The 16,423-nt window shown below is 73.5% G+C and carries 12 protein-coding genes, 2 tRNA genes and 1 pseudogene; 4 read left to right on the forward strand and 11 right to left on the reverse strand.

Features of this window, described 5'->3' with window-relative positions:
• Positions 1-2: 2 nt before the first annotated feature.
• Positions 3-1,133 (reverse strand): MacS family sensor histidine kinase, encoded by a 1,131-nt coding sequence (macS, locus tag ACPXCB_RS05340; protein WP_425872685.1) that lies wholly within the window; start codon positions 1,131-1,133, stop codon positions 3-5.
• 120 nt (positions 1,134-1,253) lie between these two features.
• Between macS and ACPXCB_RS05345 the strand changes: the two genes are divergently transcribed.
• Positions 1,254-1,721, forward strand: coding sequence for an ATP-binding protein (locus ACPXCB_RS05345; RefSeq protein WP_425872687.1), 468 nt, complete (start codon positions 1,254-1,256; stop codon positions 1,719-1,721).
• 29 nt (positions 1,722-1,750) lie between these two features.
• Here the strand turns inward: ACPXCB_RS05345 and ACPXCB_RS05350 are convergent, their stop codons facing one another.
• The gene (locus ACPXCB_RS05350) at positions 1,751-2,689 is read right to left on the reverse strand and encodes a ribose-phosphate diphosphokinase (protein WP_425872689.1); all 939 of its coding nucleotides are present in this window, start codon (positions 2,687-2,689) and stop codon (positions 1,751-1,753) included.
• 93 nt (positions 2,690-2,782) lie between these two features.
• Here ACPXCB_RS05350 and glpK point away from each other — a divergent pair, with 93 nt between their 5' ends.
• Entirely contained in the window at positions 2,783-4,267 is a 1,485-nt protein-coding gene (glpK, locus tag ACPXCB_RS05355; protein ID WP_425872691.1) for a glycerol kinase GlpK, read from the forward strand.
• A gap of 72 nt (positions 4,268-4,339) precedes the next feature.
• On the opposite strand, the gene ACPXCB_RS05360 is transcribed toward glpK, so the two are convergent.
• The 3 genes from ACPXCB_RS05360 to ACPXCB_RS05370 all read right to left on the reverse strand — a co-directional run bounded on the left by ACPXCB_RS05360 (position 4,340) and on the right by ACPXCB_RS05370 (position 6,922).
• On the reverse strand, positions 4,340-5,524 hold the full coding sequence (locus ACPXCB_RS05360; protein WP_425872693.1) for a hypothetical protein: 1,185 nt from the start codon (positions 5,522-5,524) through the stop codon (positions 4,340-4,342).
• A complete protein-coding gene (locus tag ACPXCB_RS05365; protein WP_132231083.1) occupies positions 5,521-6,018 on the reverse strand; it encodes a SigE family RNA polymerase sigma factor in 498 nt (165 codons plus the stop codon). Before ACPXCB_RS05365 ends, ACPXCB_RS05360 begins: the two co-directional genes overlap by 4 nt.
• A gap of 70 nt (positions 6,019-6,088) precedes the next feature.
• Entirely contained in the window at positions 6,089-6,922 is an 834-nt protein-coding gene (locus tag ACPXCB_RS05370; protein WP_425872695.1) for a phosphoribosylaminoimidazolesuccinocarboxamide synthase, read from the reverse strand.
• Between the two features lie 166 nt (positions 6,923-7,088).
• Between ACPXCB_RS05370 and ACPXCB_RS05375 the strand changes: the two genes are divergently transcribed.
• Positions 7,089-8,420, forward strand: coding sequence for an ABC transporter substrate-binding protein (locus ACPXCB_RS05375; protein ID WP_425872697.1), 1,332 nt, complete (start codon positions 7,089-7,091; stop codon positions 8,418-8,420).
• Positions 8,421-8,584: 164 nt separating this feature from the next.
• Here the strand turns inward: ACPXCB_RS05375 and ACPXCB_RS05380 are convergent, their stop codons facing one another.
• The 6 genes and pseudogenes from ACPXCB_RS05380 to ACPXCB_RS05405 all read right to left on the reverse strand — a co-directional run bounded on the left by ACPXCB_RS05380 (position 8,585) and on the right by ACPXCB_RS05405 (position 14,992).
• Positions 8,585-8,836, reverse strand: a complete 252-nt coding sequence (locus ACPXCB_RS05380) for a hypothetical protein (protein ID WP_425872903.1) — start codon at positions 8,834-8,836, stop codon at positions 8,585-8,587.
• A 291-nt stretch (positions 8,837-9,127) separates the two neighbouring features.
• Positions 9,128-9,204: transfer RNA gene (locus ACPXCB_RS05385), tRNA-Met, on the reverse strand.
• A 919-nt stretch (positions 9,205-10,123) separates the two neighbouring features.
• Positions 10,124-10,200 (reverse strand) — tRNA-Met (locus ACPXCB_RS05390).
• A gap of 122 nt (positions 10,201-10,322) precedes the next feature.
• Positions 10,323-10,463 (reverse strand): annotated as a pseudogene (locus ACPXCB_RS05395) (SigE family RNA polymerase sigma factor); the annotation flags it as partial.
• 268 nt (positions 10,464-10,731) lie between these two features.
• Positions 10,732-13,791: a UPF0182 family protein gene (locus ACPXCB_RS05400; protein ID WP_425872699.1), complete on the reverse strand. Its 3,060-nt coding sequence runs from the start codon at positions 13,789-13,791 to the stop codon at positions 10,732-10,734.
• A gap of 187 nt (positions 13,792-13,978) precedes the next feature.
• A complete protein-coding gene (locus tag ACPXCB_RS05405) occupies positions 13,979-14,992 on the reverse strand; it encodes a YlbL family protein (RefSeq protein WP_393168140.1) in 1,014 nt (337 codons plus the stop codon).
• 113 nt (positions 14,993-15,105) lie between these two features.
• On the opposite strand from ACPXCB_RS05405, the gene ACPXCB_RS05410 reads away from it, so the two are divergent.
• Positions 15,106-16,413, forward strand: a complete 1,308-nt coding sequence (locus ACPXCB_RS05410) for a zinc-dependent metalloprotease (RefSeq protein WP_165947701.1) — start codon at positions 15,106-15,108, stop codon at positions 16,411-16,413.
• Positions 16,414-16,423 lie beyond the last annotated feature (10 nt).

Raw genomic sequence — 16,423 nt, forward strand, 5'->3', positions numbered from 1 at the left:
TGTCACGGTTGTCCCTCCCTCGTAACGGTCAGTTCCAGCTCGGTGCCGGCGCCCGGCGCGGAGGTGATCCGCACCGTGCCGCCGAGGTCGGCGAGGCGGCCCCGGATCGACCGGGCGACGCCGAGCCGGCCCTCGGCGGCGGCCTCCTCCAGCCGGCCGTCCGGAAACCCCGGCCCCTCGTCGCGGATCGACACGGTCACCGTCGCCCCCTCGTCCTCGACGAGCACCCAGGCCCGCCCGTCGGTGTGCCGGGCCACGTTGTCGAGGGCGGCGGCGGTCGCGGCGGCCAGTTCGTGGGCGACCCGCCCGGGCAACGGCACCGGGGTGGCCGGCGCGGACAACGAGACCGTCGCCGAGGCGTACCGGCCGAGCAGCCCACGCAGGTCCACCGGCCCGCCGTGGGCGGCGGGCCCGACCGGCGTGGCGCCGCCGATCAGGGCGCGCAGCGCGGCCTCCTGTTCCCCGGCGAGCCGGGCCAGCTCCCCTGCCTCGCCGTCCAGGTGGGCGCCGCGCCGCTGCACCAGCGCCAGCACCTGGAGCACGCCGTCGTGGATGTCCCGGGCCAGCCGCTCCCGCTCCCGGGTGGCGGCTTCCAGCTCCACCGCCCGGTGCAGCCGCTCCTCGGCGGTCACCGCCAGCCGGGCGACGTGCCCGACCACCACGCCGGCGAGCAGCAGCAGGATCGTCCCGGTGAGGGACGACTGGCCGATCCGTTCGCGGGTGGCGAGGTCCACCGCGCCGAGCGCCAGCGCGGCGACCGTGCCCCGGCGCCGGCCGCCGGAGACCGCCCACGCCAGCACCGGTCCGGCCAGCCAGGCCACGGTGAGGCTGGGCACGCCGGCGGCGAGCGCCGTCCGCCCGATCACCCACGGGGTGGCCAGCATGATGCCGACGACGACCCCCAGGTCCGCCAGGAGCAGCGGCCAGCCTCGGCGGGCCGGGTGGGCGTAGTTGACGGCGGTCACGCCGGTCCAGGCGGCCATCAGCAGGACCAGGCCGCCGGCCGCGAGCGGATGGGCGTACCGGTCGGCGTCCCGGAGCGCCAGCACGCAGACGTACGCCAGGGAGGCCACCCGGAACACGGCTATGGCGCGCCAGAGCGGGACCTCGAAACCACCGGGCGGCGTCGACACGCCCGTCACGATGCCACAGCCGTCACGACGGTCCCGTGGGCCGTCAGATGCGCCCGGAGGAACCCTGACGTACGGTGGAAAAGCCGCGAAACATCCACGATCCGCTGTCGGGACGGGGCCATGACGAATGCGGAACCCGGAGCACAGCGTACGGTTGTGCCCATCGAACCTTCCCTTCTCATCGCCGAGGCCTTCGACCAGGCCCAGGTGACCGGGCTGCGCCACTCGGTCACCTCCTGCGCGCACGCGGCCGGCCTCAGCGGGCAGCGGCTGGACGACTTCGTGCTGGCGGTCAACGAGTTGATCACCAACGCGGTCCGACACGGCGGCGGCCAGGGCTGGCTCCGGCTGTGGCGCCAGTCGGGCCAGCTGTTGTGCGAGGTCTCCGACCACGGGCAGGGAATCAGCACGCAGCGGCTGGGCGACCGGAGCCGCCCCGCCGCCGACACCGCCGGCGGGTGGGGCCTCTGGCTGGCCCGGGAGCTGAGCGACAGCATGGACGTGGAGACCGGCGCGCGCGGCACGACGGTCCGCATCAGCACCGCCGTCGCGGCCCCCCAGCACACCGGCCGCCACCGCCGCGACTGACCCCCGCTGGACCTGCGGCCCGGGGCGGGTCAGGCGAAGAGGGCGCTGACCGATTCGCCGTTGTGGATCCGGCGCATCGCCTCGGCCAGCGCCGGCGCCACGGACAGGATCTCCAGCTTCGGCACCCGCTTGTCGGCGGGGATCGGCACCGTGTTGGTGCAGACGATCTCCAGCACGCCCTCCTGCTCACTCAGCCGCTGCAACGCGCCGCTGGAGAAGAGGCCGTGGGTGCAGGCCAGCCGGATCGAGCGGACCCTCAGCTCGCGCAGGTGCTCCATCAGCTCGATCACCGTACTGCCCTTGGCGATCTCGTCGTCCAGCACGATCACGTCCCGGTCGGTCACGTCGCCGATCACCGCACTGATCTTGACCCGGTCGTCGCTGAACCGCTGTTTCGCCCCGGCGGCCACCGGGGTACCGAGCCGCCGGGCGAACGCCGCCGCCTCCTTGGCGTTGCCGAGGTCCGGCGAGACCACCACCGTGTTGCTCAGGTCGTAGCGGGTGAAGTGCTCGGCCAGCTCGCGCAGCGCGTGCAGGTGGTCGACCGGCACGCTGAAGAAGCCATGCACCTGGGGCGAGTGCAGGGTCATCGCCAGCACCCGGTCCGCGCCCGCCGAGGTGAGCAGGTCGGCGACCAGCCGCCCGCCGATCGAGATGCGGGGCGCGTCCTTCTTGTCGGACCGCGCGTACGCGTAGTGCGGCAGCACCACGGTGATCCGGCCGGCTGAGGCGCCCCGGGCCGCGTCGATCATGAGCAGCAGCTCGACCAGGTTCTCCTGCACGGGCGGCACCAACGGCTGGATCAGGAAGACGTCCCGCTCCCGGCAGTTGGCCTGCAACTGCACTTCCAGGCAGTCGTTGGCGAACCGGGAGACCCGCACCGGGTGCAGCGGCACGTCGAGTTGGGCGCAGATCTCGGCGGCGAGTTCGGGGTGGGCGGTACCACTGAAGACGGCGATGTCACGCACGTCCGCACATCGTACGGACGTGCACGGGACCCGCTCCCCGCCGGGGCCCGCCGCCGGCCGGCGAAGATCGGCCGGGCCGGGTACGGTGCTGCCGTGACCCCCCAGTACGTCGCCGCCATCGACCAGGGCACCACCTCCTCGCGGTGCATCGTCTTCGACCGGGCCGGGGAGATCGTCTCCGTCGCCCAGCGGGAGCACCGGCAGATCTTCCCCCGGCCGGGCTGGGTGGAGCACGACGCCGAGGAGATCTGGGACAACGTCCAGCGGGTGGTCCGGGAGGCGCTGCACGCCGCCGGCACCGACGCCGCCGGGCTCGCCGCCGTGGGCATCACCAACCAGCGGGAGACCACGCTCGTCTGGGACCGGGCCACCGGACGGCCGGTGGCCAACGCCGTCGTCTGGCAGGACACCCGCACCGCGCCGCTGCTGCGTGAGCTCGACCAGGCGTACGGCGAGGAGCGGTTCCGCTCCCGCACCGGCCTGCCGCTGGCCACCTACTTCGCCGGGCCGAAGCTGCGGTGGCTGCTGGACCACGTCGACGGGCTGCGCGGGCGCGCCGAGGCCGGCGAGGTGCTCTTCGGCACGATGGACAGCTGGCTGATCTGGAAGCTCACCGGCCGGCACGTCACCGACGTGACCAACGCCAGCCGCACCCTGCTGATGGACCTGAGCACCCTCGACTGGGACCCGGAGCTGCTCGACGCGATGGGGGTGCCGGCCGCGATGCTGCCGGAGATCCGCAGCTCCGCCGAGGTCTACGGGGAGGCCACCGGCGTCCTGGCCGGGGTGCCGGTCGCCAGCGCGCTCGGCGACCAGCAGGCCGCTCTGTTCGGGCAGACCTGCTTCCAGCCGGGCGAGGCCAAGTGCACCTACGGCACCGGCAGCTTCCTGCTGCTCAACACCGGCGCCAGCCCGGTCCCCTCCACCCACGGCCTGCTCACCACGGTCGCCTACCGCATCCAGGGCCAGCCCGCCGCGTACGCGCTGGAGGGGGCGATCGCGGTCACCGGCTCGCTGGTGCAGTGGCTGCGGGACGGCCTCGGGCTGATCTCCACCGCGCCCGAGGTGGAGGAGTTGGCCCGCACCGTCGACGACAACGGCGGCTGCTACGTCGTGCCGGCCTTCTCCGGGCTGTTCGCCCCGCACTGGCGCAGCGACGCGCGCGGGGTCATCGCCGGGCTGACCGGTTACATCACCAAGGGCCACCTGGCCCGGGCGGCGCTGGAGGCGTCCGCCTGGCAGACCCGCGAGGTGGTCGACGCGATGAACGCCGACTCCGACGTGGCGCTGCGCCGGCTGCGGGTCGACGGCGGGATGACCGCCAACGGGCTGCTGATGCAGTTCCTCTCCGACGTGCTCGACGTGCCGGTGGTGCGGTCCCGGATCACCGAGACCACCTGCCTCGGCGCGGCGTACGCGGCCGGCCTCGCGGTCGGCTTCTGGCCGGACCTGGCGACGCTGCGCGGCCAGTGGCGCTCCGACGCGCAGTGGGAGTCGACGATGGACCCGGCGCACCGGGAGCGGGAGCTGCGCAACTGGCGCAAGGCCGTCGAGCGCACCCTGGACTGGGTCGACTGACCACACCGACCGGACCACGGCCGACCTGGACCGGGACCGGGCCCGGGGCGGCTGTATCGGCGTGCGGCCAGGTCATCTGGGCAGGGCGTGGGAGAGCGAGTAGCCCGCCTTCACCGGTCCCATGATGTCCGCGAGCAGCGACATGGTCAGTTGGGCCCGGCTCGCCCCGTTGTCCAGCCCGCGCGTGCATCCGTTCCAGCTGACCCGCACCCGCACCTCCGTGCCCTGGTCCCGCAGCAGGAGCAGTGCCTCGTAGCCGAGCGGGTCCGGTCGGGCGCAGGCCAGGCCGGGAGGCGCGGGATTGCCGCCGGGGCGGGCGGCGTTGAGTGCCGCGGCGAGTTCCGTCGCCTCGGCACCCGAGAGCCGGGCCGACGCCTCGATCCGGTCCCGGCGCTCCCCACGCGGGTTCGGCGATCCGTAGGAGCAGACGGAGATCGAGGACGGGAGGCTCGGCACGAAGGGCGTGCGCCTCTGATCCTCCGTGGTCTGCGCCGTCGACCGGCCCGGCGACCTCTGCCCAGGCAGCGGCGCGGGAGCGACCGGCCGGAGACGGGTGGGGCAGCCGGCGTGGTCGATCTCCACCAGCCGGAGGCTGTCCAGGATCCGCCGGGTGGTGGCCTCGTCCCGCGTCCGCACGGTCACCGCGACCTGCCGCGCCGCGACGGTGACGGTGCCGGCGTACCGGCCGTCGGGCAGCCGTCCCTCGGCGCGGACGGCTGGCACCCCGCTGACCTCGACGGCCCGCTTCGGCAGGGCGACGGCAGTCGGCCATCCGCTCGGCGGCCCGGTGGGAATCGCGGTCAGCGGGCTGCCGGCCGGTCGGTCGCCGATGAAGGCGAGCTCCTTGTGGACCGGCTCCGGTGTGAAGCAGGAGAACTGTAGGCCGGCACCCCGCACCACGCTCGGCGCGTCGGTCTGCAAGCAGCCGGAGTCGTTGACCGTCCAGTGTGCCGGTACCCGGATCTCCGCGCCGAGGGAGCTCTCCCAGCGCCAGTCCGCCGTCGCCGCCCGGTCCTCGGCCGCCACGTCGACCGCCGGGGGCCGGGCCGGGCGGTCGCCGAACAGCGCCGGGATCACCCCGGCGGCGACGAGCACCGCCACGGCCGCCGCCCCGGCCCCCGCCGCCCGGGTCCGGCGGCGGCGCCGGGCCACCCGCGCCCGCACCGCACCGGTCAGGTCCAGCGCGCCCCCGTCGGCCTCGGCCTCGTGACTGAGGAACGTGTCCCGGACCAGCGTCTCGACGTCGTCCCTGCTCATGGCAGCGCCTCCCGATCGATGGTGGGCACGGTGGCCCGGAGCGTGGCGAGGGCACGGGCAGCCTGCGACCGCACGGTGGCGGGGGCACAGCCGAGGACCTCGGCGATCTGCGCGTCGGAGAGGTCCTCGTAGTAGCGCAGCACGAGCACCGCCCGCTGCCGGCGCGGCAGCCGGCGCAGCAGGGCCCAGGCCGCGTCGCGCGCCGCGTGGGCACCGGCGTCGTCCGGGCCGGCCGCGCCGTCGGCGGGGGCCTCGACCGGCAGCTCACGCGAGGAGAGCCGCCGCCACCAGCGCAGGTTCTCGTTGACCAGGACCTGTTTGAGGTACGCCTCGGGCCGGCTCATCCCGGCCACCCGCGCCCACCGGACGTACGCCTTGGCCAGTACCGCCTGCACCAGGTCCTCGGCCTGGTGCCGGTCCCCGGTGAGCATGAGCGCGAACCGCAGCAGGGATCCCCCGCGGGCGGTCACGAACTCCTCGAACGTCGGCTGCATGGCACCTCCGCCCCAGGAAAGTCCATGAGGCGACCGAGGTGCTGCACCGGTCGGGAAACCCGTTCGGGAATCAGTCCCAGCGGTTGCCGGTGAGCTTCTCGTAGACGTCGACGTAACGGGCCCGGGTCGCCTCGACCACCTCGGCCGGCACCTCGGGCGCCGGGCCCTGCCGGTCCCAGCCGCTCTCCACCGCCCAGTCCCGGACGTACTGCTTGTCGTAGGAGAACTGCGCCCGACCCGGCTGGTACGACTCCGCCGGCCAGAACCGGGACGAGTCGGAGGTGAGCAGCTCGTCGCCGACGGTCAGCGTGCCGTCCGGCGCCCAGCCCAGCTCGATCTTGGTGTCGGCGACCAGGATGCCCCGGTCGGCGGCCAGCTCGGCGCCCCGGCGGTAGACGTCGAGCGTGATCCGGCGCAGCCGCTCGGCGGTCTCCGCGCCGACCTTGTCCACCACCTCGGCGAAGGTGATCGGCTCGTCGTGCTCGCCCACCGGCGCCTTCGTCGACGGGGTGAAGATCGGCTCGGGCAGGATGGACGCCTCGACCAGCCCGCGCGGCAGCTCGACGCCGGAGACCGCGCCGGTGCGCTGGTACTCCTTCAGGCCGCCGCCGGTCAGGTAGCCCCGGGCGACGCACTCCACCGCGACCATCTCCAGCCGCCGGCAGCGGATCGCCCGACCGGCGAACTCGGCCGGCACGTCGGTGGCGGAGATGACGTGGTTCGGCACCAGGTCGGCGAGCTGCTCGAACCACCACAGCGAGAGCGCGGTGAGCAGCTTGCCCTTGTCGGGGATCGGCGTCGGCAGCACCACGTCGTAGATCGAGATGCGGTCGGAGGCGACCAGGATCAGGTCCCCGCCGTCGGCGTAGACATCCCTCACCTTGCCCGAGTGCAGAAGTTCCACGCGCCCTAGTACACCATGCGGGCCGGCCACGGCCTCCGCCGGTGGCTGCGGGCATCGATGCGTACGCCTGGGATGTGGTGGTGTGGCCGGACGTACGTTGACACCCTCGCGCGCGCCTGCGTGAATGATCCGGCCGCCCGCCCCACCGGTCCGCCAGGAGTTCTTCGTGCCCGTTGCCCGATCCCCGCTGCCCCGTGCCGAAGCGGATCCGGGCCGGCGTCGGGTGCTCGCTGCGATGCTGGGTGCGCCGGTGCTCGCGACCGGCGGGCTCACCGGGTGCACCGAGGGCCGGACGGCCCCGGTGGAGACCGGACCGGTCGAGCTGTCGGTCTTCTGGTACGGCGGGGCGAAGCGGGCCGAACTCACCGAGCGGGTGCTGCGGCTCTACACCGACCGCAATCCCCGCGTCGGTTTCCGGATCACCTGGCAGGGCGCCGGCGGCTACTACGACCGGCTGGCCACCCAGGCCGCGGGCGGCAACGTGCCCGACCTGATCCAGCTCGACGACAGCATGCTCACCGAGTACGCCCGCCGCGAGATCGTCCTGGACCTCAGCGGGTACGTCGCCGACCACCGCCTGGACCTGCGCACCCTGCCCCCGGGCCTGGTCCGGTACGGGCAGGTCGACGGCCGTACGGTCGGCGTCGCCGCGGCACAGACCGCCGCCGCCGTGGTCTACGACCGCACGCTGCTGCGCCGGCTGCGGCTGCCCGAGCCGAACACGGGAATGTCCTGGGCGGAGTACGTCGCCTGGGCGCGGCGGGTCACCCGGGCGAGCGAGGGCCGGGTGGCCGGCACGATGGACCCGTCCGGCGACTACCGGGCGCTCTGGCTCTGGCTGCGCGGCCAGGGCGGTGAGTTCTACCGCGGTCGACAGCTCGGCTTCGACGCCGACGCGCTGATCGAATGGTTCGACCTGTGGCGGCGCGCCCGCTCCAGCCGGGCCACCCCGAGCGCCGCCCTCGTGGAGCAGGCCGACGGCGGCGAACCCGTCCAGCAGCTCGTGGTCACTGGCGCGACGGCCGCCTCGTTCGCCTGGTCGCACCAGCTGCCGGAACTCCAGCGCCTCACCGACGCCGAGCTGGGCCTGGCCGCCATGCCGGGTCCCCCGGAGGCGCAGTGGCACCGGGCGTCGATGTACTGGGCGGCCTTCCGCGGCACCCGGCACCCCGACCTGGTCGCGGACGTGATCAACTTCCTGACCGGTAACGGCGAGGCGGGGAGCGCGCTCGGTCACGAGCGCGGGCTCAGCCCCAGCCTCGCCGTACGCAGCTACGTCGAGGGCAGCATCACCGATACGGCGCAGCGGCGCGCGGCGGCCCTCGGCAACGCGCTGGCCGCCCGGCTGGGACCGGCGCCCAGCCCACCGCCGCAGGGCCACCCCCGGGTGCGGGCGCTGCTGCTGGAGGCCGCCGAGAGCATCCGCGGCGGCAGGACCGGCCCCCGGGCGGCGACGGCCCGCTTCATGGCCCAGGCGGACGCGGCGCTGGCCGGATAGGGCCGGTCACCGAGAGGCTGCCCCGGTGGGGATGCCGGTCGGATTGCTCCGCCTGGGCCGAGGCAGGGCACCGTCACGCTGCCGGAACACCGGCGCGCCAGCGGGCCGCCTCAGCGCGGCGGGCCGCCTCAGCGCGGCGGGCCGCCTCAGCGCGGCGGGCCGCCTCAGCGCGGCGGGCCGCCTCGGCGGTTGCGCATCATGCGCATCAGGAGGAAGACGACGCCGGCCACCACGACCAGGCAGCAGAGCAGGCCGATGAAGCCGAAGCCGCCACCACCGCGCCGCCGTCGCGCCGCCTCCACCACGAGCTCACCCGTGCCCGTGGACGCCCAGGCCGCGACGGGCACGAACACCGACAACACGACCACACCGAAAACGGCGGTCAACCGGCCCCACCACTTACCGAAAGAAGACATGCCCACATCTTCGCCGACAACCGCAACCTCGGCACGTCGGTCAAGGAGGAACACGCGCCGCGCCCAGGCACGCCTGGCGCCGTCCGTTGGTCGGTCGCCCTGAGCACCGCCAGCACCTGGAGCACGGAGTCGTGGCTGTCCCGGGCCCGCCGCTCCCGCCGGCCGGCCCGCCTGTCGGCGGGTGCGTCGTACTCGGGGTTGACGAAGCCCGTCGTCGACCGATGCGACACGTCGACGCCGGAGGCAAGATGCGAAGAGGCCCCGGAGACAATCTCCGGGGCCTCTTCGACGTGGTAGCGGGGACAGGATTTGAACCTGCGACCTCTGGGTTATGAGCCCAGCGAGCTACCGAGCTGCTCCACCCCGCGTCGGCTCGTTAACTCTAGCGCACCCGGCGGGCGATGATCAGCGGACCCCCGATCCTGCGATGGACCCCGCCCTGACCAGCGCAAACCGGCGCCGGAGGTCGCCGCGAGGCGCCCCAGCCGGGCTCAGGCCGCGCCCGACCGCAGTGGCACATCTCGGTCCGCTTCCGCACTACGGCCCGCCTCCGAACTACGGCCCGCCTCCGGGCTCCGACCCACTTCCAGGCTCCGGCCGCCTCCGGGCTCCGGCCCGCTTCCGAGCTGTCTCCTTCTGACGCGGGCGCGTTGCCTTCTCTCGCGCGTGTGTCCGGTGATCAGGACGCCATGGACGTTACCCGGGCTTTTTAAGGTCCATGACGTCCTGATCACGCCGTCGCACGCCCGCACGCCCGCCTGTCCGGTCGTTCGGCCGTGCGTCCGTCGCCGGTAGTGGCCGTTCGCGTTCCTGCGCGAACGGTCGCGGTTGTCGCCGCCGTGGGGTCGCTCCCGACGATGTCCGCCGACGGATCGCGTGATGTCGGTCACTCCGCCTCCGCACTGACGCAATCCACGGCCGCCGGTCTCGCCAACGGGCGACGGCAGCGGGCGACGGCGGGCAGCGGCTGGCAGCGGCGGGCGACGATGGCAGCGGGCGACGGCGGGCAGCGGCCGGCAGCGGCGGGCGACGATGGCAGCGGGCGACGGCGGGCAGCGGCCGGCAGCGGCGGGCGACGATGGCAGCGGGCGACGGCGGGCGGCAGGCGTGCAGCGGCATGCGGCGGCAACGGGCGGCGAGCGGAGCGGCGGCAGCAAGGAGCCGGAGCCGGTAGCCGGTAGCCGGTAGCCGGTAGCCGGTAGCCGGTAGCCGGGTGATCGTCGGGTAGCGGGTGGTGGCCCGGAAATGCGGAACGGCCCCGGATTGAAGTCCGGGGCCGTTCCGACGTGGTAGCGGGGACAGGATTTGAACCTGCGACCTCTGGGTTATGAGCCCAGCGAGCTACCGAGCTGCTCCACCCCGCGTCGGCTTGTACACCGTATCCCACCGACCCCCGTCGCCGCAAAACGACCCCGGGGACACCCCACGACAACCACGACTCGACGGTGCCTGCGGGCACCTGCGTCTCCCGGGCGATGTCCTCCACCGATATGTCGAGGAGGTAGTGCAGGGCGAGCGCCTGCCGCTGGGCGTACGGCAACCGGCGCAGCGCGCCCGCCAGCAGCACGCCAGCCTCGTGCGGCGGCGCCAGTTCAGGCGGCCCGGTGCGGCTCAACCCCACGGGCATGCGCCCTGCGCCATGCGCCACGCGCCAACACTGCAACCGCGCCACCGGCCTTGGCCAGCCGGGCGACCACCAGCCGCAGCCACGCCTCCGGCGCCGGGTGGGCGGCCGGTCCGGCCCACTGCCGCCAGGCCCGGGCGTACGCCTCCTCCACACAGCGTCGTGGGACGGCGGGTTGCGGCGCCCAGCCGGTGGTCGCGAACGCGACAGCGCCCCCGGCGTCGGGACCGGATCGGTCCGTCGGCCGGGGGCGCTGCGAGGGTGGTGCGGGTCAGCCGCCCGGGGTGGGTGAGGCGCTGCCGCCCGGTGCCGGGGACGCCGGGGCGCTGGGCGCCGGGGCGCTGGCGCCGGGCGTCGGGGACGCCGGGGCGGTGGCGGCCTGCTGGGCCTGCTGGAAGGCGGTGAGCGCCTCGTCCAGCGCCTTCAACGCGCGCCCGTACCGCTCGAAGTCGCCCGAGGTCTGCGCGGCCCGGACCTCCGCGATGGCGGTCTGGACGCGGTTCGCCGCCTCGGCCAGCTCGCCGGTCAGCGGAGGTGCCGTCCCACCCGGCGGCGTGCCCCCGGCCGGGGGCGGGGTGCCACCGGCGGGCGGCGGGGTGCCACCGGCGGGCGGCGGGGTGCCCGGGGCGGCGGCCTGCTTGCCCTGCTCGACGAGCTGCTTGATGCCGTCGGTCACGTTGTTGGCCAGCACCACGTAGGAGCCGCCGTCGCCGTAGGACATCAGCACCCGCTGCAACAGCGGCGGCGCGTTCTGCGCGGCGGTCTTCACGTAGACCGGCTCGATGTAGAGCATGCCGTCGCCGAACGGCAGGGAGAGCAGGTTGCCGTACTGCACCTGGGCCTGCTGGGACTGGAGCAGGTTCAGCTGCTGCCGGATGTTCGCGTTGTTGGTCATCGACTGGTGCACCTGCACCGGGCCGGAGACCCGGGTCTGGTCGGGCAGGTCGAGCACCTCCAGCCGCGGCTGCCCGTCCACGTACGACCCGGAGATCAGCGCGGCGAGGTTCTCCCGGCCGTTCGGGGTGACCGCCGAGGTGAGCTGGAAGCGCGCCGACTCCTGGCCCGGGAACTGCGTGTAGAGGTAGTAGGGCGGCTGCTTCTGGCCGGTGTCCGGGGCGTCCGGCACGTTCGGCACCTGCCAGAAGTCCGTCTCCGAGTAGAAGGCGCCGGGATCGGTCACGTGGAACCGGGTCAGCAGGTTGCGCTGCACCTTGAACAGGTCGGCCGGGTAACGCAAGTGCTCGGCCAGCTCGGCCGGGATCTCCGACTTCGGCAGCACCAGGTCACCGCCGAACGCCTTGTTCCACGCCTTGAGCACCGGGTCGGTCTCGTCGAACTCGTAGAGCCGCACCGTGCCGTCGTACGCGTCGACGGTGGCCTTCACGGAGTTGCGGATGTAGTTGACGTTCTCCCGGGCGAGCTGGAAGGTGCCCCGCCCGGTCAGCTCGTCGGCCGTCTGCTCCTGGAGGTTGACGCGCTCGGCGTACGGGTAGGTCGCCGCCGTGGTGTAGCCGTCGATGATCCACTGGATCCGGCCGCCCACCACCGCCGGGTACGGGTCGCCGTCGAGGGTGAGGAACGGGGCGACCTTCTCCACCCGGTCGCGGGGGTTGCGCACGTAGAGCAGCTTCGAGTTGTCGTTGACCGCGTCGGAGAGCAGGAAGTTCGACTCCTGCTCCTTGATCGCGTAGAGCAGCCGCCGGGAGAACGAGCCGATGTCGACGCCGCCCTCACCGGTGTAGGTGTAGGACTCGCCGCCCTCGCCGACCGGGCGGTCGAACTCCGCCTTCCGCGCCGGGTCGCTCTGGCCGACGATCGCGTAGTCGCTGGCGTCCATCCGCTCGCCGTAGTAGACGCGGGGCTGCTTGGCCGCGATCTGCTCGGTCTGCGAGGCGCACTGCTCGCCCGTCTGCTGGCTCTGCTCCTTCTGCTGCTCCTGCGGGTCGCCGAGGAAACCGGAGACGAAGAAGGGCTGGCCGCCGCAGACCACCCGGTTGCCGGGCGCCGCCACGAGCCCGTAGCCGTGGGTGTAGACGGTGTGCCGGTTGATCCAGGTGTTCTGCTGGGGGGTCAACTGCCGGTAGTTGACCTCGCGCAGGCCCACCACGTAGTCCTGCACCTTGCCGTTGACCCCGTACCGGTCGACGTCCAACTTCTCGCCGAAGTCGTAGAACTGCCGGACCTGCTGGCGCTGGGTGTACGTCTCGGAGACCAGTTGCGGGTCGAGCAGCCGGATGTTCGGCACCACGGAGGTGTCCGTGGCGAGGGTCGCCGGCGGCCTCAGGTTGCTCGCCGCGTACGGCGTGGTGGTGGCCGCCTCCAGGCCGAACGCCGAGCGGGTGGCCTTGATGCTCCGCTCGATGTACGGCGCCTCCTTCTCCTTCGCGCTGGGCTTGACCTCGAAGGTCTGCACCGCCCAGGGGTAGACGCCGCCGATGGCGACGGCGGAGACGCCCAGCAGGGCGAGCGAGATGCCCGGCCAGACCAGGTTCCGCATCCAGGCGTTGGAGAAGACGATGATCGCGATCGCCACGACGATGGAGATATAGGCGAGGATCTCCTTGGCGGGCAGCAGCGCGTTGACGTCGGCGTAGCCGGCGCCGTAGACGGGGCCGTTGCCGTACTCCAGCAGCATCGCGCGCCGGTCCAGCACGTACGCGAGCGCCTTGAGCAGGACGAAGACCGCGACGAGCGTGCTCAGGTGGGCCCGGGCCGCGTTGGTCATCCGGTCGCCGACGCCCTGGAGCCGGACGCCGCCGAAGACGTAGTGCACGGCGAGCGCGCCGATCACGGAGAGCACCACCGCGGTGAAGCCCACGCCGAGCAGGTAGCGCAGGAACGGCAGCTGGAACACGTAGAAGCCGACGTCGATGCCGAACTCCGGGTCCTTCACGCCGAAGTCACCGCCGTTGCGGAAGAGCAGCCACTGGTTCCACCGGCTCTGCGCCGACAGCCCGGCGAAGAGGCCGACCACGGCGGCGACCAGCGTGATCCACAGGCCGAGCCGGGGGCTCAGCAGCATCCGGTAGCGCTCCAGGGTGGCCTGCTCCGGCGAGTGCGGGCGCATCCGGGGGCGCAGCCGCTGGGCCAGCCAGAGGTTGCCGCCGACGAACAACGCCATGCCCAGACCGACGGCGAAGAAGAGCAGCAGCCGGGTCGTCAGCACCCCCGTGAAGACCCCGGTGTAGCGGACCTCGTCGAACCACAGCCAGTCCGTCCACGCCTGGACACCCCAGCCGAGCAGGGTGAAGAGCACGAACACCCCGACCAGGACACCGATCGTGACGCGACCGCGTCGGCTCATCCTCGGCAGGGGGCTGCTGCTACGCATGACCACTGTTGGCTCCGCACGCTCGATATGATCGGCTCCGACCAGGCACCCAGAGTACGGGGTGTTCCTGAACGTGTCGGTCCAAGGTCACACGGCGAGCGCCCGGCGCGAGGAGCGTCGATGGCCGGGCAGCCCGTACGACCCGCCGGTCGGCGCCCCGCACACCGTGGCCGCCCGGGCGCCGTGGTCAGCAGCGGGTCGGCTGCCCCCCGGCGCGCAGCGTCTCCAGCGCGGTCAGTGCCTCGTCCAGCGAGCCGACCTTCAGCAGCGGCAGCCCGGGCTGCGGGTTGCGTACCGCCTCGGCGCAGTTCGCCGCCGGCACCAGGAACGCCACCGCGCCGGCCTCCTTCGCGCCCACCAGCTTCTGGGCGATGCCGCCGATCGGCCCGACCCGGCCGGCGTCGTCGATCGTGCCGGTACCGGCGATGACCTTCCCGCCGGTCAGGTCCTCCGGGGTCAGCTTGTCCACGATGCCGAGGGCGAACATCAGGCCGGCGCTCGGCCCGCCGATGTCCTCCAGGTCGATGCTCAGGGTGAACGGGTGCGGCTGCTGCTGCTCGATCTCCACCCCGATGCGGGGTCGCCCGTCCTGCTCCCGGCTGGTGACCGCCGCCGTCGCGGCGGCGCCGTCGCGGGTGTAGCCGATCCTCAGCGCGGTCCCGGCCGGCTTCGCCCTGATCAGGTCCGTGAGGCGCGTGGCCAGCGGGACCGGTTCCCCGTCCACCGAGGTCAGCACGTCGCCGGGCTTGAGTACGCCGGCCGCCGGACCGTCGGCGGCGACGGTCTTGACCACCACCTGCACCGGGAAGCCCAGCTCCCGCAGCGCCGCGGTCTCCGCGCTGGTCTGCGAGACCCGGAAGTCCTCCGCGTTGCGCTCCTCGACCTGCTTGCGGCTCTCCCCCGGCGGGTACACCAGCTCGCGGGGCACCACCGCCTCGTCGTCGGAGAACCAGCCCTGGATCGCCGAGCGCAGCTTGACCGAGGGCTGCACCCCGACCGTGGTCAGCCGGAGCTGGCCGGCGGAGGTGGACGTCTCCCGGCCGGTGACCTGGATGACCTCCTTGCCGTTCTCCTTGCCGAGCGTGTTGACGGTCGGTCCCGGGCCGAGCACCACGTACGGGATGGGCGCGCCGAGCACGCCGATGCTGAGCAGAGCGGTGAGCAGAGCACCGAGCAGGACGGTCACGCCGCGACGTCTCATGCGGCAGAGCGTACCGACCGGGATCGGGGCCTCCGGCGGGTGAATCGCGACTTCGCCCTCAGCGCAACGCCAGCGGCAGCTACCTGGGGCGCGGCGCGCGTACCGTAGACGTCGTGCCTGATATTCCGTTCGGTTTCGCGCTCCCGGGTGGGCAACCACCAGACCCCAACGATCCCGCGCAGATGCAGCAGTTCATGTCGCAGTTGCAGCACCTGCTCTCCGCGTCGGGCAGCGGGCCGGTCAACTGGGACCTGGCCCGGCAGGTGGCCGCCAGCCAGCTCGCCGCCGCGGGCGACCCGGCGGTGTCGCCCTTCGAGCGCAACGCGGTGGAGGAGGCGTTGCGGCTCGCGGACCTGTGGCTGGAGCCGGCCTCCGCCCTGCCCTCGGGCATCCAGACCTCGCTGGCCTGGAACCGCAACGAGTGGATCTACAAGACGCTCGACGTCTGGCGCAAGCTCTGCGACCCGGTGGCCAGCCGGATGGTCGGCGCGATGGGCGACCTGGTGCCGCCGGAGGCGCGCGCCCAGCTCGGCCCGATGCAGTCGATGGTCGCCACCCTCGGTGGCGCGCTCTTCGGCGGCCAGCTCGGCCAGGCGCTCGGCTCGCTCGCCGCGGAGGTGCTCTCCGCCGGCGACATCGGGCTGCCGCTCGGCCCGGCCGGCACGGCCGCGCTGATCCCGGCCAACATCCGGGCGTACGGCGAGGGCCTGGAGCTGCCCGAGGACGAGGTGCGCCTCTACGTGGCCCTGCGCGAGGCCGCCCACCAGCGGCTCTTCCAGCACGTGCCGTGGCTGCGCGGGCACGTGCTCAACGCCGTCGAGATGTACGCGGCCGGCATCCGGGTCAACCGGGAGGCGATCGAGGAGGCGATGGGCCGGGTCGACCCGACCGACCCGGAGTCGATGCAGGCGATCGCGCTGGAGGGCATCTTCACGCCGGAGGACAGCCCGGCGCAGAAGGCGTCGCTGGCCCGACTCGAGACCGCCCTGGCCCTGGTCGAGGGCTGGGTGTGCCACGTGGTCGACAGCGCGGCGAGCGGCCGGCTGCCCAACGTGGTGAGCCTCGGCGAGGCGTTCCGCCGCCGCCGGGCCGCCGGTGGCCCGGCCGAGCAGACCTTCGCGGCACTGGTCGGCCTGGAGCTGCGTCCGCGCCGGCTGCGCGAGGCTGCGGCGCTCTGGGCGGCACTGACCGAGCACCGGGGCATCGCCGGCCGGGACGCCCTGTGGGGCCACCCCGACCTACTCCCCTCCGACGACGACTTCGCCGACCCGGTGGCCTTCGCGATGTCCGAGTGGGACCTCGGTGAGTTGGAGAGCTTCGACTTCAGCGCGCCGGGCGGCCCGGAGGAGAAGGCCCCGGGCGAGCCGGAGCAGCGGCGCCCGGACGACGACCCCGAGGGCGGCGACGCCAGCCGCCCCTGACCGCGTCGAC

The sequence above is a fragment of the Micromonospora sp. DT62 genome, assembly GCF_049847285.1.
GTDB lineage: Bacteria > Actinomycetota > Actinomycetes > Mycobacteriales > Micromonosporaceae > Micromonospora > Micromonospora reichwaldensis.

What these genes read in the sequence shown, in the direction of transcription:
- ACPXCB_RS05360 (WP_425872693.1), bottom strand. Translation starts at nt 5,524, where the DNA reads ATGAGCAGGGACGACGTCGAGACGCTGGTCCGGGACACGTTCCTCAGT.
- ACPXCB_RS05400 (WP_425872699.1), bottom strand. Translation starts at nt 13,791, where the DNA reads ATGCGTAGCAGCAGCCCCCTGCCGAGGATGAGCCGACGCGGTCGCGTC.
- ACPXCB_RS05365 (WP_132231083.1), bottom strand. Translation starts at nt 6,018, where the DNA reads ATGCAGCCGACGTTCGAGGAGTTCGTGACCGCCCGCGGGGGATCCCTG.
- ACPXCB_RS05380 (WP_425872903.1), bottom strand. Translation starts at nt 8,836, where the DNA reads ATGTCTTCTTTCGGTAAGTGGTGGGGCCGGTTGACCGCCGTTTTCGGT.
- ACPXCB_RS05345 (WP_425872687.1), top strand. Translation starts at nt 1,254, where the DNA reads ATGACGAATGCGGAACCCGGAGCACAGCGTACGGTTGTGCCCATCGAA.
- ACPXCB_RS05405 (WP_393168140.1), bottom strand. Translation starts at nt 14,992, where the DNA reads ATGAGACGTCGCGGCGTGACCGTCCTGCTCGGTGCTCTGCTCACCGCT.